Here is a 23569-nt window from a genome sequence, read left to right as displayed (position 1 = left end):
CGCGAAGGACCCGACACGTGAACGGGCCGGGGGTTCCCACCCTACGCCCGCCCGCCCCTCCACCACCGTCCCCCACCGGGGCCCGGCCCGCCCGTCCGGCGCCGCCCGAATGTTTCCGGACACGGCCGGAACAGGGGGCCGCGGCCCGGACCGGCCGGCCGGAATGACAACCTGAACACATGTTCATATCCGGGAGTCCGAAGGCTGCCGGGGCGCTCCCGACGTCCCCGGCCCCGCCCCCCGCCCCGCTCGTCCCGGCGCCGCGCCGGAGCCCGCGGGGGCCGGAAACCGCGTTCCGGACGAGCCGGAACGCCTGGCTCCTGGCCGCCGCGCTGTTCCTCGCGTACGCGGTGCTCTCCGTGTCGCGCCACCGGCGCATGGAGACCCTGTCCTGGGACCTGGGCATCTTCGAGCAGGCCGTACGGGCCTACGCCTGGCTCCAGCCGCCGGTGGTCGACCTGAAGGGGCCGGGCGCCCTCGTGCTCGGCGATCACTTCAGCCCCGTCATCGCCCTGATCGCCCCCTTCTACCGGGTGTTCCCGACCCCGGTCACCCTCCTCGTCGTGCAGGCGGCGCTGTTCGCGCTGTCCGCGGTGCCCGTCACCCGGGCCGCTGCCCGGTTCCTCGGGCCGGCCCGGGGGCTCGCGCTGGGGGCCGCGTACGGGCTGTCCTGGGGGATCCAGCGGGCCGTCGAGTTCGACTTCCACGAGATCTGCTTCGCGGTGCCGCTGCTGGCCTTCGCCCTGGAGGCGCTGCTCGCCCGCCGCTGGTGGTGCGCGCTGGGCTGGGGGCTGCCGCTGCTGCTGGTCAAGGAGGACCTCGGGGTCACCCTCGCGGCACTGGCCCTGGTGGTCGCCTGGCGGGCCCGGCGAAACGACCGGTGGGCCGCACGGGGCGCCCTCGCCGTGGCCGTCGTCGGGGTGGTGAGCGCCGCCTTGGTGTTCACCGTCGTGATCCCGGCGTTCGCCGCCGACGGCTACGCCTACTGGGACAAGCTCGACGGGGACGGCCCCGGCCCCCTCGACGGGCTCGCGACCAAGCTGTCCACGCTCGCCTGGGTCCTGGTGCCCACGACCGGGCTGCTCGCGCTGCGGTCCCCGTTGCTGCTGGTCGCCGCGCCGACGCTGGGCTGGCGGTTCCTGTCCGGGGACGAGCACTACTGGTCCACCGACTGGCACTACAGCGCGGTCCTGATGCCGGTCGTCGCCCTCGCCCTGGTCGACGCCCTCGACGCCGCCCGGCGCTCCCCCCGGCCGTGGCTGCGCGCGTACTCCCTCCAGCTGCCCGCCGGCCTGCTCGCGGCCGGGCTCGCGCTGAGCGCGACCACCCTGCCCCTGTCCCGGCTCGGGGAGGCGACCACGTACGAGCGGCCCGCGCGGGTCGGGGCGGTCGAGCGGCTCCTGGCCCGGATCCCGGACGGCGCGAGCGTGGAGAGCGACATCGGGCCGATCACCCGGCTGACCTCGCGCTGCCGGGTGTTCTGGATCGGCGACACCCGGGGCGTCCTGCCGGACTACCTCGCCTACGACAACGACTCCGGCTGGGCCGGCGAGGACCCGCTCGGCTACGCCCGGCAGCTGCACCCGGACGCCCGCTTCACCCTGGTCGGCACCGCCCGGGGGATCGTCGTCCTGCGCCGGATCTGAGCGGCCCGCACCCCCGGCGCGCCCCGCGCCGCCGGCGCCGCCACGCACCGCGCCGCCCACGCACGACGCCGCCCGCGCACGACGCCGCCCGCGCACGACGCCGCCCCGGGCCGCCCTCGCGGGCTGCCCGGGGCGGCGTTCCCCCGTACGACCGCCCGGCGAGCTACTCGCCGGCGATCGCGTTCAGTACGTTCATCCGCCCCGCCCGGAAGGCCGGTACCAGTGCGGCGAACAGGCCCACCAGGGCCGAGGCGGCGAACACCCCGAGGATGGTCGGCCACGGGATCTCCAGGACCTTCAGGCCCTCCAGCGCCAGCAGCTGCTGCGCGGCGGCGCCCCAGCCCATGCCCAGTCCGAGGCCCAGCAGGGCGCCGAAGAGGGCGATGACCACCGACTCCAGGCGGATCATGCGGCGCAGCTGGCGGCGGGAGAGGCCGATGGCGCGCATCAGGCCGATCTCGCGGGTCCGCTCGACGACCGAGAGGGCCAGCGTGTTCACCACGCCGAGGATCGCGACGACGATGGCGAGTCCGAGGAGGCCGTAGACCATGTTCAGCAGCTGGCCGACCTGGTCCTTCAGCGCCTGCTTGTAGTCGGCCTGGTTGCGCACGGTGTACTGCGGGTACTCCGCGAGGGCCTTCTTGACCTCGGCGTACGCGGTGGTGGCCTGGCCGTCCTTGGCGGTGGCCAGCAGCATGAACGGGCGCGGCATCCGGTCGGCCGGGACGGAGGCCTCGGCCAGCGCGGTGCTGATGTACTTCATGCCCTTGTCGAGGTTGCCCTCGTCGCTGGTGATGGCCGCGACCTTGAGCTTGACCGTCCGGCCGCCATCGAAGGCGACCGTCAGCTCGTCACCGAGCTTGACGCGGTGCGCGTCGGCGTAGATCGAGCCGATGCCGATCGCGTCCTTGCCGTAGGCCGCCGCGTGCTCGCCGGCCACCATCTTGCGCCGGATGTCCTCGGCGTAGGTGGGGTCGGTGGCGCCGAGGCCCACCTCCTCGGTGGTCCCGTCCGGGGCGGTGATCTTCGCCGGGAGTTCCCGGTAGGCGGTGACGTGGTCCAGGCGGGGGTTGGCCCGCATGGCCTGCTCGGCCTGCGGCATGACCGGCTGTCCGGTCTCGGAGCTGACGATGTAGTCCGCGCCGACCGACTTGTCGAGTTCGTCGGTGGCCGAGGCCACCATCGAGGAGCCGACGACGGAGAGGCAGGCGACGAGCGCCAGCCCGATCATCAGGGCGGCGGCGGTGGCGCCGGTGCGGCGCGGGTTGCGCAGGGCGTTGCGTTCGGCGAGCCGACCGACGGAGCCGAAGGGTCGCAGGACCGCTCCGGACAGCACCCGCACCACGCCCGCCGCGAGCAGCGGGCCGATCACGATGAAGCCGATGAGCGTGAACACCACGCCGAGGCCGAGCCACAGCGAGCCGGCCGAGGCCTTCTCGGCGGCCGTGGCGAGGAACAGTCCCGCGCCGCCGATGCCGGTCAGGACGAGGCCGAGGACGGCCCGGACGACGCCGGCCTTGCGGTCACCGGGGGTCCCGGCGTCGCGCAGGGCGGCCATCGGGGAGACCTTGCCGGCCCGCCGGCCGGGTACGTAGGCGGCGACGACGGTGACGACGACGCCGAGCAGGATGCCGAGGACCGGGGTGGTCCAGGCGACGGTCAGGTCGTCGGTGGACAGTTCCATGCCCATCTGGCCCATGAGCTTCATGAGACCGACGGCCAGGCCGATGCCCGCGGCGACACCGAGCAGGGAGCCGACGATGCCGAGCAGGAAGGCCTCGACGAGGACGGACCGGTTGATCTGCCCGCGGTCGGCGCCGATGGCCCGCATCAGGCCGATCTCGCGGGTGCGCTGGGCGACCAGCATGGAGAAGGTGTTGAAGATCAGGAAGATGCCGACGAGGAAGGCGATCCCGGCGAAGCCGAGCATCACGTACTTCATGACGTCGAGGAAGGAACCGACGTCCTTGCGGTTGGCGTCCGCGGCTTCCTTGGCGGTCTGGAGCGTGTAGGCGTCCGCGCCGAGGACCTTGGCGACGTTCGCCTTGAGCTGCGCGTCGCTCACGCCGTCCTTGGCGGTGATGTTGACGTGCGTGAACGCGCCCGGGGCGCCGAGCAGTTGCTGCTGGGCGGTGGCGGTGTCGAAGTAGACGATCGTGGCGCCCGGGTTGGTCACGGTGAAGGCGGCGATGCCGCTGATCCGCGCGCGGGTGTCGCCGGTGACGGCGATGGTGCGCAGTTCGTCGCCGAGCGCGAGGTGGTGCTTCTTGGCGGTGTCGCTGTCGATCATCATCTCGGTCGGGCCGCGCGGGGCGTGACCGGAGGTGATCTTCATGGACTTGAGCTCGTTGTCGTTCCAGTTGCCCGCGATGGTCGGGGCGCCGGTGGTCGAGCCCATGTTCTCGTTCTTTGCGTTGACCACGGTGACGGCCATGGACAGGACGCCGCCCTGAGCGCCCTTGACGCCCTCGGCCTTCGCGGCCTTGTCGACGACCGAGGCGTCCAGCATCCGGGGCTTGCCGGTGGCCGGGGCCTCCTCCCCGGCGACGGCCTCCTTGGGGGAGACCGTGACGTTGGAGTTGGTGACGGCGAAGAGCTTGTCGAAAGTGGTGTTCATCGTGTCGGTGAACACCAGCGTGCCGCACACGAAGGCGACGGAGAGCAGTACGGCGATGGCGGACAGCGCCATCCGGCCCTTGTGCGCGACGAAGTTGCGCCGCGCGGTCTTCATGACGGTCACGAGGTCCGCCCGCGTGCGTCGAAGTCCTTCATGCGGTCCAGGACCTGGTCCGCGGTGGGCCCGAACATCTCGTCGACGATCCGGCCGTCGGCGAGGAAGATGACGCGGTCCGCGTAGGAGGCGGCGACCGGGTCGTGCGTGACCATCACGATGGTCTGGCCGAGCTCGTCCACCGACTGGCGCAGGAAGCCGAGGACTTCGGCGCCGGCGCGGGAGTCGAGGTTTCCGGTCGGCTCGTCGCCGAAGATGATCGACGGACGGGCCGCGAGGGCGCGGGCCACGGCCACGCGCTGCTGCTGGCCGCCGGAGAGTTCGGTCGGGCGGTGCTTGAGGCGGCCCGCGAGACCGACGGTGTCCACGACCCGGTCCAGCCACTGCGGGTCCGGCTTGCGCCCCGCGATGTCCATGGGGAGCGTGATGTTCTCCAGGGCGTTGAGCGTGGGCAGCAGGTTGAAGGCCTGGAAGATGAAACCGATCCGGTCGCGGCGCAGCTGGGTGAGCTTCTTGTCCTTGAGGCCGGTGATCTCGGTCTCGTCGAGGAAGATCTGCCCGCTGGTCACGGTGTCGAGGCCGGCGAGGCAGTGCATGAGCGTGGACTTGCCGGAGCCGGAGGGGCCCATGATCGCGGTGAACTGCCCCGCGTGGATGTCCACGTCGACCGTGTCGAGGGCGACGACGCGGGTCTCGCCGGATCCGTAGGCCTTGACGACCTGGCGCGCCCGGGCCGCGACGGCGCCGTGCCCTCCGGTACTCCCGTGCCTGGTTTCGGTCATCGCGGTTGTCACGGTGTTCTCCCCTGTTCGCTGCGCGCCCGGTGCGCGCTGGTGCGTGCGTGCGTCGCCGTCGTGAAGTCTGTGGTGCGGGGGGTGTCCGGCGCGCTGGTGCCCATCGCCGTATCCACCGGGGGGTTAACCCCACCTCGCCACGAAGGCCGGTCCCCGCTCGTATGAATCAGTTAAGGACGCCGCGGGACGTTCGTCCTCATCCGGCGGAACGAGCGATCCCTGGCCCGTCGGGGGGAGCGACCCCTAGGGGATCCGGGCCTCCCGGGCCGCCCGGGGTGAGGGATACCGCCGGACACACCCCTGGTGAGAAGGTGTTCTCCGCGTCCGGGTGCCGGGGGCACAGAGGGGGAGGCAGCACGGTGGCGGCGGAGGGGAAGCAGGGGGAGGACCCCGCGCGGGACGGGACGGACCTCCCCGGAGGAAACGTTTCCGCCGATCGGGCGGACCCCCGCGACGCGACGCCTGCCGGGCGTCCGCCGGCGACCGCGCGCCCCGAGGGGCGTCCGCCGACCCGCGTCGTGATCTCACTGATGCTGAGCATGGCCCTGGTCGCGCTGGACACCACGATCGTCTCCACCGCGGTCCCCCAGATCGTCGGCGACCTCGGCGGGTTCTCCGTCTTCTCCTGGCTCTTCTCCGGCTACCTGCTCGCCGTCACCGTCACCCTCCCCGTGTACGGGAAGCTGAGCGACACCTTCGGCCGCAAGCCCGTCCTCCTCTTCGGCACCGCCCTGTTCCTCGTCGGCTCCGTCCTGTGCGCGTCCGCCTGGAACATGGCCGCGCTCATCGCCTTCCGGATCGTCCAGGGGCTGGGCGGCGGCGCGCTCCAGAGCACCGTGCAGACCCTGGCCGCCGACCTGTACCCGCTGAAGGAACGACCGCGGATCCAGGCCCGGATGACCACGGTCTGGGCCTCGTCCTCGCTGCTGGGGCCCGCGCTCGGCGGGCTGCTCGCGGCGTACGCGGGCTGGCGCTGGACCTTCCTCATCAACGTCCCGCTCGCCGGCCTCGCCCTGTGGCTCACCGCCCGGCACCTCGTCGAGCCCGTACGCTCCCGCGGCCGCCGGGGCCCGGTCGACTGGGCGGGCGCACTCGGCGTCTTCGCCTGCGGCGGGGTGCTGCTCTTCGCGCTGGTGCAGGGCGGTGTCGCCTGGCCCTGGCTGTCCGCGCCCTCGCTGGCCCTGTTCGCCGCCGCCGCCGTGCTGGCCGCGGTGGTGGTCCGGGTGGAACGCCGGGCCCCGGAGCCGATCCTGCCCGGTTGGGTGTGGCGCCGGCGCACCATCGCCGCCGTGAACCTGGCCCTGGGCGCGCTGGGCCTGCTGATGGTCGCCCCGATGGTGTTCATGCCGACGTACGCGCAGACCGTACTGGGCCTCGGGCCGGTCGGCGCCGGATTCGTGATGGCCCTGATGACCCTGAGCTGGCCCATCTCGGCCGCCTTCTGCCAGCACGTCTACCGGCGCATCGGCTTCCGCGACACCGCCGTCCTCGGCATCGGTGCGGCCGCGGTGATCCTCTTCGCCTTCACCCTGCTCCCCCACCCCGCACGGGCCTGGCAGCCCGCGCTGATCATGCTGCTGCTGGGCTTCGCCCTCGGCCTCTTCCAACTGCCGCTGATGATCGGGGTGCAGTCCACCGTGGGCTGGGCGGAGCGGGGCACCACCACGGCCTCGGTGCTGTTCTGCCGCACCGTCGGCCAGAGCGTGGGCGCCGCGCTGCTGGGCGCCGTGGCCAACGCGACGATCGCCGCCCGGCTGGCGGACTCCCCGCTGCCGGGCCTGCCGCAGCGGCTGGACGACGTCTCGAAGGCGCTGGCCGCCCCGGACTCCCTCCCCGCGGCCACCGCCGCCCACCTGCGCTCGGCGGTCGCCGCCGCCGTCGACCACATCTTCCTCGGGGCGACGGCCGCCGCCCTCGCCGCGCTGCTGGTCCTCCTGCTGCTCGCACCCCGCGAGTTCCCGGTCCTGAAGGAAGGGGACTGATCCGGGCCCGGGCGACCGCTACGGGGTCTCCTTGCGCTTGGCGTAGTGCCGGGCCACCCGGGCCCGGTTGCCGCAGGCCGACGCCACGCACCAGCGCCGCCGCGGGTGCGCCGGCAGGAACAGCAGGGAGCAGTCGTGCGCCTCGCACTCCCGCACCTCGGCCACCCGGGGCCCGGCCAGCAGCTCCGCCACGGCCTCGGCGAGCTCGGCCGCCAGCCTCCGGGCCGGATCCGCGTCCCGGAGCGTGCCCGCCCGGAGCCCGCCCTCCTGCGCCCACACCAACTCCCGGTGGGCCGGGGCAGCCGCCAGGGCGGCGTTGAGCGCGCGCAGCGCCTCGTCCGGCGGCCGCTCCCCGCGCCGGACGGCCGCCAGCGCCGGGCCTGCCGCCTCCCGTACCGCCGCCACCGCCGCGACCTCGCTCTCCCCCACCACACCCACGGGCCCCAACCGCCCCGCCTCCTCCTCCAGCCAGGCGGCGAGCCCCGCGGGATCGGCGATCAGGTCGCCGACGGTGGGCCGGGTGTTCAACAGGTCCAGGGCGAGGTGCTCACCCGTGAGCGGGAAGACGGTCATGCACCTAATGATACTCAACCCCCTTGACCCATTAGCAACCCTGGGTAAAACTAATGTCACCAAACCAACCGGAGGCATTAGATGTCTGTTCAGCACCGCACCGTGGACGTGAACGGCGTGAGCGTCGCCTACCGCGAGAGCGGCCCCGCCGACGCCCCGGTCCTGCTCCTCCTGCACGGCTTCCCCACCTCCTCCCACCAGTTCGCCCGCCTGATGGACGCCCTCGGCGGCACGCCGCACCGCCTGATCGCCCCCGACTACCCCGGCTTCGGCCGGACCCGGACCCCCGACGACTTCACGTACGCCTTCGACCGCCTCGCGGACGTCGTGGAGGGCTTCACCGACGCCCTGGGCCTGGACCGCTACGCCCTCTACGTCTTCGACTTCGGCGCCCCCGTCGGCCTGCGGCTCGCCACCCGCCGCCCGGACCGGGTGACCGGCCTGATCGTCCAGAACGGCAACGCGTACGAGGAGGGCCTCTCGGACGCGGCCCGCGAGTTCGCCGGCCTGCGCCGCGACGTCCCCGGCGACGAGGACCGGATCCGGGGCCTCTTCACCGAGGAGGGCACCCGCTTCCAGTACGAGACCGGCGTCGCCGACCCCGCCCGGATCTCCCCCGACGGCTGGACGCTCGACCTCCACTACCTCGGCCTGCCGGGCCGCGCCGACGCCCAGGCCGACCTCGCCTTCGACTACGCGTCGAACTTCGCCCACTACCCGGCCTGGCAGTCCTGGCTGCGCACCGCGCGCCCGCCGCTGCTGGTCCTCTGGGGCACGGGCGACCCCTTCTTCACCCCGGCGGGCGCCAAGGCCTACCTCCAGGACGTCCCCGAAGCCGAACTCCACCTCTTCGACGGAGCGGGCCACTTCGCCCTGGAAACCCACCTCCAGGAAATAACCCCCCTGATCAGCACCTTCCTCAACAACCTCACCCCCTGACCCACCCCGCCGGAACCACAACGGAACGGTCGAACGAAGCACGGGGCACGAACCCACAGGTCGGGGACGGGGACGGGGTGGGGTGTCGTCAGGGACTAAAACGTGATTTGTTGGCGCCCACTCCCGCCCCACCGACGCAGCCCGGGACAGGGCGCCATAAATCATGCCCGTCCCGGACGACACCCCACCCCGGCACCGACCCCGACCCCACCCGCAGCCCCGCCCGGCCAGGCCAGGCCCGGCCAGGCCAGGCCAGGCCAGGCCCGGGCAGCGTCAGCCCTCCGCCGGAGCCCGCCCCGTGAGCGCCGCCAGGCTGGAGCGGACGTGGTTCATGTGCGCCCGCATCTCCTCCTGCGCCTCCGCGTGCTCCCGCAGGATCCGCTCCGTCTCCCGCCCGACCCGCTCCTCCCGCACCCGCGCCTCCGCCAGCAACTCCGCCGCCCGCGCCTCCGCGTCCTCCTGCCCGTGCCGCGCGGACTCCTCCGCCTCCGCGAACCCCCGCCGCGCCTCGTCCAACCGCGCCTGCGCGTACCGCTCCTGCTCCGCGCCCCGCGCCTCCAGCTCGGCCAGGCGCCCGGCCAGCTCCCGCTCCGCCGCGTCTCGGCGTTCCGCCTGCTCCTGCTCGCGCTCCGCGAGCAACGCCTCCGACCGCCGCCGCATCTCCACCAGCCCGGCCTGGGCCTCCGTCCGCCACGCCGCCGCGTCGTCCCGCGCCTCCGCCCGCGCCTCGTCCGCCTCCCGCTGGGCCCGCAGCAACCCCTGCCGCGCCCGCACCTCGGTCTGCTCGCGCACCGCCTCCCCGTCGTGGCGCGCCAGCTCCGCCACCCGGTCGGCGTGCGCCTCCGCCGCGCCCAGCGCCTCGCCGGCGTCGGTGCGGGCGTCCCGGCGCAGGACGTCCGCCTCCTCCTGCGCGAGCAGCAGGATCCGCCGGGCGCGTTCGCTGAGCTCGTCGTACGTCTGGGGGGCCAGCGCGGTCACGGCCTCGCGCAGCCGCTCCGCCTCGGCTTCCATCTGCTTCGCGAGGACCGTCAGCCGTGCCACCCGTTCCCAGGCCTCGTCACGGCTGCCCGCGAGCCGCGCGAGGTACCGGTCGACGTCTTCGACCCGGTACCCGCGGCCGCGCACGGTCGCCAAACCCTGAGGTCCGTGAGGTGACATGGGTGCACTCATCCTGGAAGCGCCTCTCTCGCGGGGATTCCCGTCAAGGATGCGTCATTTGCTCGCAGAAGCCGGAATGGCCGGGCCGGTACCCCGTTCGAGGGGTTCCGGCCCGGCCACCGATCCGATCATCCGATCAGAGCAGTCCGTCCCACATCTGCTCCAGGAGCACCGACCACCAGTTCTCCGGCGAGGCCAGCGCCGCACTGTCGAGTCCCGCGAGATTCGCCTGGAAATCGACGGTCCAGCGGCCCGCCTGCTCCGGCGTCAGATGCTGACGCAGCCGCCACATGTGACCGAGCATCGCCAGCGACCGCGCGAACTGCGGCAGGCTGGAGTTGACGAACTGCGGCGGCACGGGCGCCCCGCCGGGACCGGCCTCCACCGGCACCGCCACTATGTGCGCGGTCCCGTACTGCACGCAGAGCGCCTTGCCGAAGTCGCTGCCGACGACGAGGTACGAGCCCGCGTCCGACGCCGGCTGCACCTGCCGCTGCGCCGCCAGCTCGGCCAGCGTCGGCACCGGCTGCCCGGGGGCGGCCTGCGCCCAGAAGAACGGCCCGAAATCGACGGGCAGCCCCGCCCACATCAGCGTCTGCGCCACGATGTCCGGCACGCCCTGCCGGGACACCGCCCGCTGGTCGAAGCGGAACACGCCCTGCGGCCCGAACGCGCCCGCCAGCTCCTGCCCGATGACCTCCATCGGGACGGCCGGCTGGAGCGGGACCTGCGGCAGCGGCGCCCGTACCGGCGCGGGTCGCGCCGGACCGTCCGCGACCTGGTGCAGCTCACCCTGATGGGTGAGCAGGTGCTGCACGCCCTGCTGACGGCCCGCGTGGTCCGTTCCGTACGGGGCCACGCTGGTGATCCGCACCTGCGGCCAGGTCTCCCGGATCATCCGGGCGCAGTAGCCGCCCGGCAGTTCGCAGGAGGCCAGCTCCGTGTGGAGCTCCAGCACCTGCTGCGGCGGCACGTTCATCGCGCGGAGTTCGTACAGGATCTGCCACTCGGGGTGCGGGGTGCCGGGCGCCGAGCGACGGATGAGCTGCTGCTCGGAGCCGTCGGGCGCGCGGTAGCGCAGTACGGCCTGGTACCCGGGACCGACGGTGGGCGCACCGGTCGGGGCCGGCGGCCGACCCGCGACACCGGGCGGCGGACCGGGCGGACCGGGAGGCTGCGGCACACCGGGACCGGCCAACATCGTCGCCGCGTGGTCGAGCCCGCCACCGGGCGCGCCGGGCGGACCGGGAGGCTGCGGGACACCGGGACCGGCGAGCATCGTCGCCGCGTGGTGGGCGCCGCCGGCGGGAGCCCCGGGCGGACCGGGAGGCGTCGGCTGCTGCCCGCCGCCCGGGGCGCCGGGCGGACCGGGCGGCTGCGGGGTCCGGCCCACGGCCGGTCCCGCCAACATCGTCGCGGCATGGTCGATCCCCTGCCCGACCGACCCACCGGGCACACCGGGCGGACCGGGAGGCACGGGCTGCTGCCCACCCCCGGGAGCACCGGGCGGACCGGGCGGCGTCGGCGGCTGACCCACCGCCGGACCCGCCAACATCGTCGCGGCATGGTCGACGCCCCGCCCGACCGACCCACCGGGCACACCGGGCGGACCGGGAGGCACGGGCTGCTGCCCACCCCCGGGAGCACCCGGAGCGCCGGGCGGCTCCGGAGGCCCACCGGCCGCACCCGCACCACCGGCGGAGCCACCCGCGGAGCCACCCGGCCGGGACACCTGCGCCTTGCTGGTCGGCGCGTCGGCGATGTCCGCCGCCTCCGGGCGCAGCCCCAGCGCGGGAACGACGGCCGTCCTCGGCAACTGGCTGCCACCGGCCATCAGCGTGGTCTTCGCCTCCGGAGCCACACCGGAGGACGAGGGCGCTTCCTCCTGGTCCGATCCGGACAGCGGCGGCGCGAACACCGTCGCGGGCAGGGGTACGGAGGCCTCGTCCGAACCGGAGTTCACATCGGTCCCGGCCCACGGCGTGGACCCAGCCGGCACCCCGTCGTTCGCGGTCGGCTCGTACGGCACCTCGCCGCCGCGCCGCAGCGGCACCGGCTCCCCGACCACGCCCGGGGCCGGCGCGGCCTCCGGAGCGGGGATCGCAACCGGAGCCGGATCCATCGAAACGGCGGAGGCCGGCAACGGAGCCGAGGAAGAAGAAGAGGACGACGAGGACGAGGACGACGACGACGAGGACGACGGATCCCTCGGGATCCCCGCCCGGTCCGCCGCCTCCTGGAGCCACTCCGGCGGACTCAGCATGAACGAGGTCATCTCGGAGTCGATCCGCGGCTGAGGTACCGAGGCCTCGGCGGGGGCCGCAGCGGCCCCGGCGCCGTACTCCTCCTCGTAGCGCCGGATGACCTCGCCGACCGGCAGCCCCGGCCACAGCGTCACCTCGCCGCTGTCCCGCGCGATCACCAGCCGCTGCCGGCCGCCGCCGGACACCGGACCGGTGGGCCGGTCCTCGGCCCACACGACGAACCCGAGTCCGAACTCCCGTACGCGCACCTCGCGGTGCTGGTACGCGGGAACGTCCCCGTTGATCCACTCCTCGGCGCGCTCCTGCGCCTGCGCGAACGTCACCACAGCCCGATCAACCCCCCATGCCCGGCGCGGACACCGGAACCGAACGTGCGAATCCGCCGTCCACCATCAGACCGGCCACCGTCTCCAGCTCCGGCGGGTTCCCCGCCAGGCGCTCCAGGAAGGCATCGAAATCGGCACCGCACGGCAGCAGCAGCTGATCCACCCGTTCCTGCACCGACCAGCCGTCCCGGTCGCGCGCGTCGTCGAACGGGGAGAACCAGACGGAACCGATCCCCTGGCCCTTCACCTTCACCGCGATCAACCCGCCCTGCACGAAGGCCACGCTCAGGTAGTCCTTCGTCAGGTGGTCGCGCAAGCACTTGTTGACGTAGACGAGGTCGTTGACCGCCGCCTCCTCGCGCACCGTGAAGAACGGCTGGTCGACCAACAGGCCCAGCTCCACGAACAGGCCCGCGCCCACGGGGGCGCAACCGCCCGCCGCCTTCAGGAAGGACCGGTACGCCTCGGGCAGCCGGTAGCCGAGGTCCTCCTCGACGCCCTGCACCTGCTGCTCGGATACCGACACGAGCGTCTTGGGCAGCTCCAGGTGCGCCGGGCGCACTTCCTGGAGGGGGCGCGTACCGCGCTTGTCGTGGTCGACCGGGGCCGTCGCGAGACCGGCGTGGTGCCGCAGCAGCGCCTTGACCTCGACGGGGACCAGTTCCATCCGGCGGGTCCCGGCGACGTGGTGCCAGGTCCAGCCGTGCGGGGTCGCCACGGGTCCGACGGTGTCCCACAGTTCGTGGCCCGCCGCCCGCATCGCCGCGTTCGCGGAGACGCAGTCCGTCAGGCGCAGCTCGTCGACGCCGAAGCCCTCGGGCGGCTCGGCGATCTCCACCGCCGCCCGCGCGTAACGCGAGAAATCGGGATGACCGTCCCCGTCCATCCGCACTCCGTGGGGATGGCGGGCGGCCCGGACCGGGTCCGGGAAGTGCACGACCTGCCCCGAGTAAGCGGCGTTGGGTGGCGCGGCCTGCTGCCCGAGCCGACCTGTCGTCATGGCGGTAGCCCCCTGCTGGATCTGGCTGGTTCGCCACAGCCTATGCGTTCGGGCAAGAGCGACACCCGTCCCTACCCAGTGCGCACGCGCACCAGGCGGGAACATCCGAATTGATACGAATATTCGACCCCGCTTCCACACGGCAGGTGACATTTGACAGGCTGTCCCCGCAGCACGGGGGCGTGCGCGACAGCGGCCACCACCGCCGCCACGGGAGGGAAGGCGCGACCATGCAGACCGCGACACCAGGAAACACGGCAACCCGCACCGACCGGGCGGAACCGACGGACGCCGGCGCCACCGGCGATCCCCGGCTGCGCTGGAGCAGCACCGACGGCGCCGGAGCGCCCGTCCTGCGCTTCCGCCGCGACGGGATCCTGCCGACGGTCGCCGCCGCGCTCTCCGTACGCGGCGAGACGCTCACCGGCACCGCGGGCAAGGCCGACCAGCCACCCGTACTGCACCCGCTCGTCCAGGACTTCCTCGACACCCTCACCAGCGGCCAGCGCGAACGCTTCACCGGCCGATGTCCGGAGGCGATCCTGCTCTCCCGCCACCTCGCCACCGTGGAGGGCGCCCGCAGCCGGCGCGCGTCCCGCAAGCCGCTGACCGCCGGCGAGGCCCGCCGCTCCCTCAAACACTCCCGGATCACCGCCCGTCGCATCCGCGAGGACGGCGACCCGCTCCACGGCAGCTACGCACCGCCCTGCCGTTCCTGCGACGCGCTCCTCAACCACTTCGGCGTACGCCCCGTCGACCTCACCCACCCCGAGTAGCCACCATGACCGCCACCTCGGCCTCCTCGGCCTCCTACGACCGCTCCTCGGCCACCCGTTTCCCGGGCGTCGTGGACTCCGCGCTGCGCACCGCCGGCTGGGAGCCCGGCCGCTGGGACATCAAGCAGGCCGAGTACTGGGCGGACGCGCTGCGCGACCACACCACCCCGGCCGGACACCGCCACACCGTCTTCCCGGCGGCCGTCGAGGCCTGGGCCGAGTTCGGCGGGCTCGTCGTGTCCGCACCCGGACCGGGCCGCCAGATAGCCCCGACCCCAATCCGCCTCGACCCGCTCACGGGCCTGCACCTGGCCCGCACCTTCGCCGACCTCGGCCGCGCCCTGTCCACCCAGCTCTGCCCGCTCGGCGTGGACTCCGACGGCGCGGCCCACCTGGCGATCGACCGCGAGGGCCGCGTCTACGGCATCGACCACACCGGCGACTGGTACCTGGGCGGCGGCCTCGACGAGGCCCTGACCCTGCTCCTGACCGGTCTGCAACCGGCCCGCCTCAGCACGGAGCCCTGAGCCCGCGCCGCCCGCGCCGCCCGCGCCGACCGCGCCCGAAACGGGTGCGGGCGGGGACCCCGGACCCCGCGCCCGCACGCCACCGCCCCGCGACGCCGTACGCCGCCCTACGCCGCCCGCTCGCGCGGCAGCACCGCCGAGACCCGGAACCCGCCCGCGTCCGTCGGCCCCGACACGAAGACCCCGCCGAGGCCGACGACCCGCTCCCGCATCCCGACCAGCCCGTTGCCCCCGCTGGGCAGCCCGGGCCGGGTCACGTCGGCGGCGCAGGGACCGTTCTCCACCTGCATGGCCACCTCCCCGTCGCGATGCGCCAGCCGTACGACGACCCGGGCCCCCGGCGCGTGCTTGTGGCAGTTGGTCAACGCCTCCTGCACCACCCGGTACGCGGTCTGCTCCACCTCCGCCGGGTACGGATCCTCCCGCCCCACCCCCTGCACCAGCAGTTCGACGACCATCCCGGCCGCCCGCGACTGCCCGACCAGCACCTCCAGCTCCTCCAGCGAGGGCCCCTCCTCGAAGCCCCCCGCCTGCGGGGAAACCGGCGGAGCCTGCGCCACCGGCTTGGCCGCGCCGGTCCGCAGCACCCCGAGCATCTCCCGCAGCTCCGTGAGGGCCTGCCGACCCATGTCCCCGACCAGCGCGGCGTTGCGCACCGCCTTCGCCGGGTCCTTCAGCGCGACGGCCTGGAGCGCCGCCGCGTGCACCACCATCAGCGACACCCGGTGCGCCACGACGTCGTGCATCTCGCGCGCGATCCGGGTCCGTTCCTCCCTACGGGCCCATTCGGCCCGCTCCTCCGCCCGGTCCGCCAACAGCGACAGCTCCCGCTCCAGCGAGTCCGCGCGCTCCTGGAGGCTCTCCATCAGCCGGCGCCGGGCGCCCACGTACAGCCCGAGGAGCACGGGCGGCAGGGTCAGCGCCACCGCCATGAACGCGGACAGCACGAACACGAGCGTGCCGTCGGCCTTGATGTCGTCCCGGGTGCGCACGTACGTCACGACGAACGTCCCGGCGAGCGCCATCGGGCCGAGCGTCCCCACGATCCGTCGGGGCACCTCGGAGGCGGCGAGCGTGTAGAGCCCGACCACCCCCAACAGGAAGCCCATCATCGCCGGGGTCACGGCGATGCCCACCAGGGCCACCGCGATGGGCCAGCGCCGGCGGAGCACCAGCGTGGACCCCACCACGAGCCCGAACAGCACCCCGACGACCACGGGTACGCCCGCCTCGCGAGCGGTCGGCACCCCTTCCAGGGCGCACTCGACGGCGGACACCACCCCCAACCCCACGTCCAGGACGGCCCCCCGCCGCCGCTCCCACCACCAGGGCCCGTCCCGCTCGGCCCCGCCCCGCTCGTCCCCCGTACCGGTCATGCCGACCAGCGTACGCAGCGCCTCCCGCCCGCGTGCGAGCCGATTTCCGCGAGCGCGGGCGCGTCGCGCGTACTGGCGTGCGCGTACTACTGGGCGTACTGCGAGGCGCTGATCCATACCGTCGCGTCGAGGGGCGGTGGTGCGGCATAGTAGGTGCCGTCGATTCAACCGGCAGGAATTCCTGTCCGGTTTAATCGGAATTATTCCCCTGTGGTGTAATTGGCAGCACTGAGGCTTTTGGTGCCTTATGTCCGGGTTCGAGTCCTGGCGGGGGAGCTTCGCACGTTCGGGTCCCGACCTCCACGGTCGGGACCCGGCTTCGTTTGTGGATGTTGGGGCCCGGCTATCCTTCACGGGTCCACCACCCGAAGCCGAAGGGCACACCCGTGAGCGCAACCCGCCCGGCAGCCGTCGTCGTACTCGCAGCGGGTGAAGGCACCCGCATGAAGTCGGCCACTCCCAAGGTTCTGCACGAGATCAGCGGGCGCTCGCTCGTCGGTCACGTGGTCGCCGCATCCCGCGAACTGGACCCCACGCACCTCGTGGTCGTCGTGGGCCACGCCCGTGAGCAGGTCACCGAGCACCTCGCCGCGATCGACGCCGACGTGCGCACCGCCGTCCAGTACGAGCAGAACGGCACCGGGCACGCCGTCCGGATGGCGCTCGAGGAGCTCGGCGGACCGGTCGCCGGAACCGTGGTCGTGGTCTGCGGAGACACCCCGCTGCTGACCGGCAAGACCCTCGGCGCCCTGGTCGCCACGCACGAGGCCGACGGCAACGCCGTCACCGTGCTCACCGCCGAGGTCCCGGACTCCACCGGTTACGGGCGCATCGTCCGCGACGGGGCCACCGGCGCCGTGACGGCGATCGTCGAGCACAAGGACGCCACCGACGCGCAGCGCGCGATCCGCGAGATCAACTCCGGGGTCTTCGCCTTCGACGGGTCCCTCCTGTCCGACGCGCTCGGCAAGGTCCGTACGGACAACAGTCAGGGCGAGGAGTACCTCACCGACGTCCTCGGCATCCTGCGCGAGGCCGGCCACCGCGTCGGCGCGGCCGTCGGCGCGGACCACCGGCAGATCCTCGGGATCAACAACCGGGTCCAGCTGGCCGAGGCCCGTGCGCTGCTCAACGCGCGCCTGCTGGAGCGGGCGATGCTCGCGGGCGTGACGGTCGTGGACCCGGCGAGCACCTTCGTGGACGTGACGGTGACCTTCGGGCAGGACGCCCTGATCCACCCGGGCACCCAGCTGCTCGGCAACACGCACGTCGCCGAGGGGGCCGAAGTCGGCCCGAACACCCGCCTGAAGGACACCCGGGTGGGGCCGCGGGCACGCGTGGACAACACGGTGGCGGACACGGCCGTGATCGGGGAGTCGGCGACCGTCGGGCCCTTCGCGTACCTGCGGCCGGGCACGAACCTCGGTCCCAAGGCCAAGGCCGGTACGTACGTCGAGATGAAGAACGCGACGATCGGCGAGGGCACCAAGGTCCCGCACCTGTCGTACGTGGGCGACGCGACGATCGGCGACCACACGAACATCGGCGCGGCCAGCGTGTTCGTGAACTACGACGGCGAACACAAGCACCACACGACCATCGGCTCACACTGCAAGACGGGATCCGACAACATGTTTGTGGCTCCCATCACCATCGGGGACGGCGCCTACACGGCCGCCGGCTCGGTGATCACCAAGGACGTGCCGCCCGGCGCCCTGGCCGTGGCCCGCGGCCAGCAGCGGAATATCGAGGGTTGGGTGGCCCGCAAGCGTCCCGGCAGCGCGGCGGCGACGGCCGCGCAGTCGACCGCGGACAAGGACTCCGGCCGCCCGTGAGGTGAACTGGCCGGAAACAGGTGCGCCCGTGACGGCGTACCGTGATAGGTGCACGCAATTCGGCTGGCTCACCGTGTGCGGGACGGACGCACACGGGAGCGAGCAGCTTTCAGACGTCTGAGGAGACTGTGCTGTGACCGGGATCAAGACGACCGGCGAGAAGAAGCTGATGCTCTTCTCCGGCCGCGCCCACCCCGAGCTGGCCGAGGAGGTCGCACACCAGTTGGGAGTCGGCCTCGTGCCGACCAAGGCTTTCGACTTCGCGAACGGTGAGATCTACGTCCGCTTCCAGGAGTCGGCTCGTGGCGCGGACTGCTTCCTGATCCAGAGCCACACGGCTCCGATCAACAAGTGGATCATGGAGCAGCTGATCATGATCGACGCGCTCAAGCGCGCGTCGGCACGCTCCATCACCGTGATCGTCCCGTCCTACGGCTACGCCCGTCAGGACAAGAAGCACAAGGGCCGCGAGCCGATCTCGGCCCGCCTGGTCGCGGACCTGCTGAAGACCGCGGGTGCGGACCGCATCCTCACGGTCGACCTGCACACCGACCAGATCCAGGGCTTCTTCGACGGCCCGGTCGACCACCTCTCGGCCCTGTCGGTCCTCGCGGACTACGTCGGCGCCAAGGTGGACCGCACCAAGCTGACGATCGTCTCCCCGGACGCCGGCCGCGTGCGCGTCGCCGACCGCTGGTGCGACCGCCTGGACGCCCCGCTGGCGATCGTGCACAAGCGCCGCGACAAGGACGTCGCCAACCAGGTGACCGTCCACGAGGTCGTCGGTGAGGTCCGGGGCCGCGTCTGCGTCCTGGTCGACGACATGATCGACACCGGTGGCACCATCTGCGCCGCCGCCGACGCGCTGTTCGCGCACGGCGCCGAGGACGTCATCGTGACGGCCACGCACGGCATCCTGTCGGGCCCGGCCGCCGACCGCCTGAAGAACTCCAAGGTCAGCGAGTTCGTGTTCACGAACACCCTGCCGGACCCGTCCGACCTGGAGCTCGACAAGATCACCGTGCTGTCGATCGCCCCGATGATCGCCCGCGCGGTGCGCGAGGTCTTCGAGGACGGTTCGGTGACGAGCCTCTTCGAGGAGCAGCAGTAACCGTTCCTCGGTTAGATCCTTTTGGTGCGGCCTCCCCCGCCCGGGTACACTCCACGAGTTGCTCGGCGAGGGAGGCCGTACCCGTTTCGGGTCCGGACGCTCCGTTATCGACGCGCTCTTCGTAGCAGGCCGTTCCGGCCGGGTGACCGTCGTCCAATTTCCGTCACCCCACGAGGAGTGAGCATGTCCGAGGTCAAGCTTTCCGCCAAGATCCGTGACTCCTTCGGCAAGGGCTCCGCCCGCCAGGCCCGTCGCGACGCCCTGACCCCCGGTGTCATCTACGGCCACGGCACCGAGCCGAAGCACGTCAACGTCGACGCCCACGCCCTTCAGCTGGCGCTGCGCACCCCGAACGTCCTGCTCTCCCTGGACCTGGGCGACGCCGGCACCGAGCTGGTCATCCCGAAGGCCGTGCAGAAGCACCCGCTGAAGCGCTCGATCTCGCACGTCGACTTCCTGATCGTCAAGAAGGGCGAGAAGGTCACCGTCGACGTCGCGATCGTCACCGAGGGCGAGCTGGCCGCCGGCGGCAACATGCTGGAGACCCTCCAGAACACCATCTCCGTCGAGGCCGAGGCCACGCACATCCCGACCGAGGTCACCGTCTCCATCGCGGGCCTCGAGGCCGGCGCGACCATCCACGCCAAGGACCTGGTCCTCCCGAAGGGCACCACCCTGGCCGTCGACGGCGACATCGCCGTCCTCCAGGTCGTGGCCCCGCAGGCCGAGGAGCCGGCCGCCGAGGCCGAGGGCACCGAGGCCTGAGCCTCGCCCCACCCCCTCAGCAGTTGCTGACCGACCGCCGTCCGGCTCCACTGGAGCGGGACGGCGGTCGTTCTCGTGTACGGGCTTACGGCGTAAGGAGTTTTTGATGTCGGACGACGCGGCGCCCTGGCTGGTCGTCGGCCTGGGGAACCCCGGGCCGGAGTACGCGGGCAACCGCCACAACATCGGGTTCATGGTGGCCGACCTGTTGGCCGAGCGGATCGGCGGCAGGTTCAAGGCGCACAAGGCGCGGGCCCAGGTGGTCGAGGGCCGCATCGGCCCGCCGGGACCGGCGAACCGCCGGGTGGTGCTGGCCAAGCCGATGTCGTTCATGAACCTGTCGGGCGGCCCGGTGACGGCCCTGCGCGACTTCTACAAGGTCCCGCTGGAGCGGATCGTCGCCGTCCACGACGAGTTGGACATCGACTACCCGACGCTGCGCCTGAAGCTGGGCGGCGGCGACAACGGGCACAACGGCCTGAAGTCGATGACGAAGGCGATGGGTCCGGACTACCACCGGGTCCGTTGCGGCATCGGCCGGCCGCCGGGTCGGATGCAGGTCGCCGACTTCGTGCTGAAGGACTTCTCCTCGACGGAGCGCAAGGAGCTGGACTGGTTCGTGGACCGGTCCGCGGACGCCGTGGAATCCCTGATCCAGGAGGGCCTGGAGCGGGCCCAGTCGACGTACAACTCGTAGGGCGTACGGGGAAGGCCCCCGCCACCGGAGGAATCCGGTGGCGGGGGCCTTCCCGCGTGCGGGGGCGGGATCAGCCGGTGTTGCGCAGGCCGGCGGCGACGCCGTTGACGGTGAGCAGCAGGGCGCGGGCCAGCAGCGGGTCCGCCTCCTCCCCGCGGGCGGCCGCCGCGCGCTGGCGGGCCAGCAGGGAGACCTGGAGGTAGGAGATCGGGTCGAGGTAGGCGTCGCGGACGGCGAACGTCTGCTGGAGGACCGGGTTGGAGTCCAGGAGCCGCTTGCCGCCGGTGATGCGCAGGACCTCGCGGACGGTCAGCTCGTGCTCGGCCTCGATGCGGGCGAACACGTGCTTGAGGTTCTCGGGGACGAGCGTGTCGACGTAGTGCCGGGCGATGCGCAGGTCCGTCTTGGCGAGGGTCATCTCGACGTTGGAGAGGAAGTTGCGGAAGAAGTGCCAGCGCTCCCCCATCTCGCCGAGGGCCGCGTCCTGGCCGGCCTCGCGCAGGGCCTTGAGGCCGGAGCCGACGCCGTACCAGCCGGGGACGATCTGGCGGGACTGGGTCCAGCCGAACACCCACGGGATGGCGCGCAGCCCGTCGAGGCCGGCGCCGGAGTCGGGACGGCGCGAGGGCCGGGAGCCCAGGTGCAGGTCGGCGAGCTGGTCGACGGGGGTCGCCGCGAAGAAGTACGAGGGCAGGTCCGGGTCCTCGACGAGCGCCCGGTAGGCGCCGTGCGCGGCGTCGGACACGATGTCCATGGCCGCGTCCCAGCGGGCGAGGGCCTCGTCGGACTGGCGGGGCGCGGTGTGCAGGGCGGAGGCCTGCAGGGTGGCCGCGACGGTCAGTTCCAGGTTCTCGCGGGCCAGCGAGGGGACGAGGTACTTGTCGGAGATGACCTCGCCCTGCTCGGTGACCTTGATCTCGCCCTCCAGGGTGCCCCAGGGCTGGGCGAGGATCGCGTCGTGCGAGGGGCCGCCACCGCGGCCGACGGTGCCGCCGCGGCCGTGGAAGAGGCGCAGGCGCACCCCGTAGCGGTGGGCGACGTCGCGCAGCCGGCGCTGGGCGCGGTGGATCTCCCACTGGGAGGTGGTGATGCCGCCGAACTTGGAGGAGTCGGAGTAGCCGAGCATGACCTCCTGGACGTCGCCGCGCAGGGAGACGAGGCGTCGGTAGGAGGGGTCGGCGAGCATCTCGTCGAGGATGACGTCGGCGGCGCGCAGCTCGTCGGTGGTCTCCAGGAGCGGGACGATGCCGATCTTGGCCCAGCCGCCGTGGAGGTCGAGGAGACCGGCCTCGCGGGCGAGGACGGCGGCGGCGAACACGTCGTCGGCGCCCTGGCACATCGAGATGATGTAGGACTCGATGACCTCGGGGCCGAACTTCTCGAAGGCGTCCTTGATCGCGCCGAAGACGCCGAGGGTCTTCTGGCCGGCCGCGTCGAGCGGGGCCGGGGTGGGGGCCAGCGGCCGCCGGGAGCGCAGTTCCTTGGCGAGCAGCTTCTGGCGGTAGTCGCGCGGCATGTCGGCGTAGCGCCAGGACTCCTCGCCGAGCCGGTCGAAGAGCTGGCCGAGGGCGTGGTGGTGGGCGTCCGCGTGTTCGCGTACGTCCATGGTCGCCAGCTGGAGACCGAAGGCGGCCAGCGTGCGGATGGTGCGGTCCATGCGGCCGTCGGCGAACAGCGCGCCGCGGTGCTCGCGCAGGGAGGTCTGGACGAGGGTGAGGTCGGTGAGCAGCTCGGCGGTGCCGAGGTAGTCGCGACCCTCCTCGTGCGGGGTGCCCTTGGCCAGGCGGTCGCGGGTGTTGACGAGCTTCTGCCGGATGCAGGTCGCCTTCAGGCGGTACGGCTCCTCGGCGTTCAGCCGCTTGTAGCGGGGGCTGATCTCGGGGAGGCGTTCCAGGTCGGCCTGGAGGGAGGTGAGGAGCTCCTCGGTGGCACCGGTGTAGCGGATCGAGTTGGACAGCAGCCCGCGCAGGAAATCGATCAGTTCGAGGGCGTCGGTGATGCCGTGCTCGTGCTGGAGGATCAGTACGTCGCGGGTGACGTCGGGCGTGACGTTGGGGTTGCCGTCGCGGTCGCCACCGATCCAGGTGCCGAAGGTGAGCGGGCGGGTGCCCGCGGGGATCTCGACGCCGACGCGCTGGAGCTCGGCGGCGAGGTCCTCCAGGACGTCGCCGACCGCGCCGGCGTGCAGCTCGTCGAGGTAGTAGATGGCGTTGCGGGCCTCGTCCGCGGGCTCGGGGCGCACCACGCGCAGCTCGTCGGTCTGCCACACGAGGTCGATGTTCTCGGCGAGCCGCAGGTCGTGGCGGCGGCGCTCGCCGGCGCCGGAGACGGGCTCCTCAAGGAGCGCGGCGATGCGGCGCAGCTTGTTCAGGACGCTGCGGCGGGCCGCCTCGGTGGGGTGCGCGGTGAAGACGGGGCGCACGTTGAGGTTCTTGACCGTCTGCCGCAGGTGCTCGGGGTCGGCGTCCTTGAGCATGTCGGCGGTGCGGGCGAGGAGCCCGCCCTCGGCCGCGCGGTGGGCGCGCAGCTCCTTGCCGCGGTGCACCTGCTCGGTGACGTTGGCGAGGTGGAAGTAGGTGGAGAAGGCGCGCACCAGCTTGGCGGCGGTCTCCAGGTCGGTGTCGCCGAGGAGGGTGGCCGCGGCTTCGCCGTCGGTGCGCGTCAGCGCGCGGACGCGTTCGACGAGGTCGAGGAGGTCCTGGCCCTCCTGGCGTACGAGGGTCTCCCCGAGGAGGTCGCCGAGGCGGCGGATGTCCGCGCGCAGCTCTGCGTTGGCCGTGTCCGCTGCGGTCGCGGAGACGGAGGTGGCGGGGGCCTGGTCAGCACTGCTCACAGGTGCGGCTCCTTGCAGTGTTCGAGCGCTACTGGGCGGGGGGCTCCCGGGTGCGCGCGGCGGTGCCGCGTCCTGATGCGCAGCTCGGGCTGCCCGTGCGGACCGCGCTGTCCGACGACACCAGGATAGGTGGCCCGTGCCGGTGCCCCGCCAGGGTGACCGTCCAATGGACGGGCGCGGCGGAGCGGCGCGCCGGTCGGCAAGGTCACGGGCGTGCTCCTCTTGCCGGATCCGGG

The 23569-nt window shown here is 72.9% G+C and carries 17 protein-coding genes and 1 tRNA gene; 10 read left to right on the top strand and 8 right to left on the bottom strand.

Translation table 11 applies throughout. The features are described from left to right. Positions 1-179 precede the first annotated feature (179 nt). On the top strand, positions 180-1646 hold the full coding sequence (locus ACFY0I_RS20245; RefSeq protein WP_388897417.1) for a DUF2079 domain-containing protein: 1467 nt from the start codon (positions 180-182) through the stop codon (positions 1644-1646). A gap of 163 nt (positions 1647-1809) precedes the next feature. Here the strand turns inward: ACFY0I_RS20245 and ACFY0I_RS20240 are convergent, their stop codons facing one another. After that, positions 1810-4386 carry an ABC transporter permease gene (locus tag ACFY0I_RS20240; protein ID WP_388897414.1) on the bottom strand — a complete coding sequence of 859 codons (2577 nt, stop codon included), beginning with the start codon at positions 4384-4386 and terminating at the stop codon, positions 1810-1812. Beyond that, a complete protein-coding gene (locus tag ACFY0I_RS20235; RefSeq protein WP_388897412.1) occupies positions 4383-5159 on the bottom strand; it encodes an ABC transporter ATP-binding protein in 777 nt (258 codons plus the stop codon). Before ACFY0I_RS20235 ends, ACFY0I_RS20240 begins: the two co-directional genes overlap by 4 nt. A gap of 173 nt (positions 5160-5332) precedes the next feature. Here ACFY0I_RS20235 and ACFY0I_RS20230 point away from each other — a divergent pair, with 173 nt between their 5' ends. Beyond that, on the top strand, positions 5333-7153 hold the full coding sequence (locus ACFY0I_RS20230; RefSeq protein ID WP_388897409.1) for an MFS transporter: 1821 nt from the start codon (positions 5333-5335) through the stop codon (positions 7151-7153). An 18-nt stretch (positions 7154-7171) separates the two neighbouring features. On the opposite strand, the gene ACFY0I_RS20225 is transcribed toward ACFY0I_RS20230, so the two are convergent. Continuing rightward, a complete protein-coding gene (locus ACFY0I_RS20225; RefSeq protein ID WP_388897406.1) occupies positions 7172-7726 on the bottom strand; it encodes a CGNR zinc finger domain-containing protein in 555 nt (184 codons plus the stop codon). Positions 7727-7807: 81 nt separating this feature from the next. On the opposite strand from ACFY0I_RS20225, the gene ACFY0I_RS20220 reads away from it, so the two are divergent. After that, positions 7808-8665: an alpha/beta fold hydrolase gene (locus ACFY0I_RS20220; protein WP_388897403.1), complete on the top strand. Its 858-nt coding sequence runs from the start codon at positions 7808-7810 to the stop codon at positions 8663-8665. A gap of 273 nt (positions 8666-8938) precedes the next feature. On the opposite strand, the gene ACFY0I_RS20215 is transcribed toward ACFY0I_RS20220, so the two are convergent. The 3 genes from ACFY0I_RS20215 to ACFY0I_RS20205 form a co-directional block, all read right to left on the bottom strand. Further along, positions 8939-9790, bottom strand: coding sequence for a cellulose-binding protein (locus ACFY0I_RS20215; protein WP_388897400.1), 852 nt, complete (start codon positions 9788-9790; stop codon positions 8939-8941). A gap of 169 nt (positions 9791-9959) precedes the next feature. Continuing rightward, complete coding sequence (locus ACFY0I_RS20210; protein WP_388897397.1) at positions 9960-12413, bottom strand: SUKH-4 family immunity protein; 2454 nt, start codon at positions 12411-12413, stop codon at positions 9960-9962. 7 nt (positions 12414-12420) lie between these two features. Beyond that, positions 12421-13413, bottom strand: coding sequence for an SMI1/KNR4 family protein (locus ACFY0I_RS20205; protein WP_388897394.1), 993 nt, complete (start codon positions 13411-13413; stop codon positions 12421-12423). A gap of 230 nt (positions 13414-13643) precedes the next feature. On the opposite strand from ACFY0I_RS20205, the gene ACFY0I_RS20200 reads away from it, so the two are divergent. Then, the gene (locus ACFY0I_RS20200; protein WP_388897638.1) at positions 13644-14189 is read left to right on the top strand and encodes a YwqJ-related putative deaminase; all 546 of its coding nucleotides are present in this window, start codon (positions 13644-13646) and stop codon (positions 14187-14189) included. A gap of 5 nt (positions 14190-14194) precedes the next feature. Continuing rightward, positions 14195-14716, top strand: coding sequence for an SUKH-3 domain-containing protein (locus ACFY0I_RS20195; protein ID WP_388897391.1), 522 nt, complete (start codon positions 14195-14197; stop codon positions 14714-14716). Positions 14717-14823: 107 nt separating this feature from the next. Here the strand turns inward: ACFY0I_RS20195 and ACFY0I_RS20190 are convergent, their stop codons facing one another. After that, positions 14824-16092, bottom strand: a complete 1269-nt coding sequence (locus ACFY0I_RS20190; RefSeq protein ID WP_388897388.1) for a sensor histidine kinase — start codon at positions 16090-16092, stop codon at positions 14824-14826. Positions 16093-16296: 204 nt separating this feature from the next. On the opposite strand from ACFY0I_RS20190, the gene ACFY0I_RS20185 reads away from it, so the two are divergent. From ACFY0I_RS20185 to pth, 5 genes are all read left to right on the top strand, one after another. Continuing rightward, a tRNA-Gln gene (locus ACFY0I_RS20185) sits at positions 16297-16368 on the top strand. A gap of 110 nt (positions 16369-16478) precedes the next feature. Then, positions 16479-17927 carry a bifunctional UDP-N-acetylglucosamine diphosphorylase/glucosamine-1-phosphate N-acetyltransferase GlmU gene (gene glmU / locus ACFY0I_RS20180; RefSeq protein WP_388897385.1) on the top strand — a complete coding sequence of 483 codons (1449 nt, stop codon included), beginning with the start codon at positions 16479-16481 and terminating at the stop codon, positions 17925-17927. Positions 17928-18060: 133 nt separating this feature from the next. After that, positions 18061-19038, top strand: coding sequence for a ribose-phosphate diphosphokinase (locus ACFY0I_RS20175; protein ID WP_031138975.1), 978 nt, complete (start codon positions 18061-18063; stop codon positions 19036-19038). 183 nt (positions 19039-19221) lie between these two features. Continuing rightward, entirely contained in the window at positions 19222-19803 is a 582-nt protein-coding gene (locus ACFY0I_RS20170) for a 50S ribosomal protein L25/general stress protein Ctc (protein WP_388897382.1), read from the top strand. Positions 19804-19909: 106 nt separating this feature from the next. Next, positions 19910-20500 (top strand): aminoacyl-tRNA hydrolase, encoded by a 591-nt coding sequence (pth, locus tag ACFY0I_RS20165; protein WP_281208794.1) that lies wholly within the window; start codon positions 19910-19912, stop codon positions 20498-20500. Between the two features lie 70 nt (positions 20501-20570). On the opposite strand, the gene ppc is transcribed toward pth, so the two are convergent. Continuing rightward, complete coding sequence (gene ppc / locus ACFY0I_RS20160) at positions 20571-23333, bottom strand: phosphoenolpyruvate carboxylase (RefSeq protein WP_388897379.1); 2763 nt, start codon at positions 23331-23333, stop codon at positions 20571-20573. Between the last annotated feature and the right edge of the window lie 236 nt (positions 23334-23569).

The organism is Streptomyces sp. NPDC001568 (genome assembly GCF_042893755.1).
Lineage (GTDB): Bacteria > Actinomycetota > Actinomycetes > Streptomycetales > Streptomycetaceae > Streptomyces.
This window is presented reverse-complemented; position numbering and strand designations above follow the sequence as displayed.

Coding starts and splice junctions, on each gene's coding strand:
- ACFY0I_RS20245 (WP_388897417.1), top strand. CDS start 180: ATGTTCATATCCGGGAGTCCGAAGGCTGCCGGGGCGCTCCCGACGTCC.
- ACFY0I_RS20235 (WP_388897412.1), bottom strand. CDS start 5,159: ATGACCGAAACCAGGCACGGGAGTACCGGAGGGCACGGCGCCGTCGCG.
- ACFY0I_RS20230 (WP_388897409.1), top strand. CDS start 5,333: ATGAATCAGTTAAGGACGCCGCGGGACGTTCGTCCTCATCCGGCGGAA.
- ACFY0I_RS20225 (WP_388897406.1), bottom strand. CDS start 7,726: ATGACCGTCTTCCCGCTCACGGGTGAGCACCTCGCCCTGGACCTGTTG.
- ACFY0I_RS20220 (WP_388897403.1), top strand. CDS start 7,808: ATGTCTGTTCAGCACCGCACCGTGGACGTGAACGGCGTGAGCGTCGCC.
- ACFY0I_RS20205 (WP_388897394.1), bottom strand. CDS start 13,413: ATGACGACAGGTCGGCTCGGGCAGCAGGCCGCGCCACCCAACGCCGCT.
- ACFY0I_RS20200 (WP_388897638.1), top strand. CDS start 13,644: ATGCAGACCGCGACACCAGGAAACACGGCAACCCGCACCGACCGGGCG.
- ACFY0I_RS20195 (WP_388897391.1), top strand. CDS start 14,195: ATGACCGCCACCTCGGCCTCCTCGGCCTCCTACGACCGCTCCTCGGCC.
- ACFY0I_RS20190 (WP_388897388.1), bottom strand. CDS start 16,092: ATGACCGGTACGGGGGACGAGCGGGGCGGGGCCGAGCGGGACGGGCCC.
- ACFY0I_RS20170 (WP_388897382.1), top strand. CDS start 19,222: ATGTCCGAGGTCAAGCTTTCCGCCAAGATCCGTGACTCCTTCGGCAAG.
- pth (WP_281208794.1), top strand. CDS start 19,910: ATGTCGGACGACGCGGCGCCCTGGCTGGTCGTCGGCCTGGGGAACCCC.